This window comes from Acinetobacter sp. SM1B (assembly GCF_003289665.1).
Classification (GTDB): Bacteria; Pseudomonadota; Gammaproteobacteria; order Pseudomonadales; family Moraxellaceae; genus Acinetobacter; species Acinetobacter schindleri.
On the sequence record NZ_QMBM01000027.1, the window covers coordinates 1 to 916 of the forward strand.

Genomic DNA, 916 nt, shown 5'->3' on the forward strand with positions numbered 1-916 from the left:
CGGGATAGTCTCTCAGAATATTGACTCTCCGACAAACCCGGTACGGTTCACATAGTCTCCAGACGGTTCAGATCCTGTTCCGACAAAATAAGCTTGGTTTTTTGCATGCACTCTCTCCTGATCGAGCATTTCAATGAATCTTCGTAAACAGATTAAAATTAAATTTTTGATTTAAAAAATATTTGCAATATATTTAAAACTAAAATAACGAAATAAAAAGAAGAATAAGATGGCATTTGCACAATCTACTTCAACATACAGTAGCACGGATTTCATGCAAGGTCTGCGTGCTCAGCTGCATCATCCGGATTCGGAACGTACCTTTTATGTCAGTCAGGCATTAAAGACCATTAACTTTGATAATAATCCAGAAAGCCTGCTTCGTCTTGATCAATTTTTTCAGGCATTTAAGAAGCATTTAGGAATTTTGACAGCTGACTTTAACAAGACCATTCAAAAGCTGAATACTGTGCTCTTGATCACCAGCCAGATCGGTTATTTTATCAGTTCTGAATTGAACTGTACTGAACATTGGCTAAGTCTTGAAGAACTCCAAATGGTGGCTTTAATACCAGGTACCGAGTTTGCCAATTCACGATATTACTATGGCTTGGAGCTTCATGGGCAGATCGTATTTCCGATTGATTATGTTTTGAAGCATTTTTCAAGTATGGAAATGAACACCAGTATCAGTGAAGATATTCAGAGCTTTATTTTTAATTATCGACATCCGCAAGCCATAGATCAATATGATTACTCTACTGTATTCCGAATTTAAAGCGTAACCTGTGAAAGCAGATTTTTTGAGCTTATTGATCGCGATTGATTATTAAGTAAACAATTTATTTAGTTGATTGAATTAAAAAATCTCTGTACACGACAAAAATAGATAACTCATTGAAATAATGTCATAATA

1 protein-coding gene is annotated in these 916 nt (G+C 35.3%); it reads left to right on the plus strand.

Annotated elements, in window-relative coordinates; translation table 11 throughout:
- Positions 1-229: 229 nt before the first annotated feature.
- The gene (locus tag C8322_RS14235) at positions 230-778 is read left to right on the plus strand and encodes a hypothetical protein (protein WP_111810834.1); all 549 of its coding nucleotides are present in this window, start codon (positions 230-232) and stop codon (positions 776-778) included.
- Positions 779-916: the final 138 nt, after the last annotated feature.

Coding starts and splice junctions, on each gene's coding strand:
- C8322_RS14235 (WP_111810834.1), top strand. CDS start 230: ATGGCATTTGCACAATCTACTTCAACATACAGTAGCACGGATTTCATG.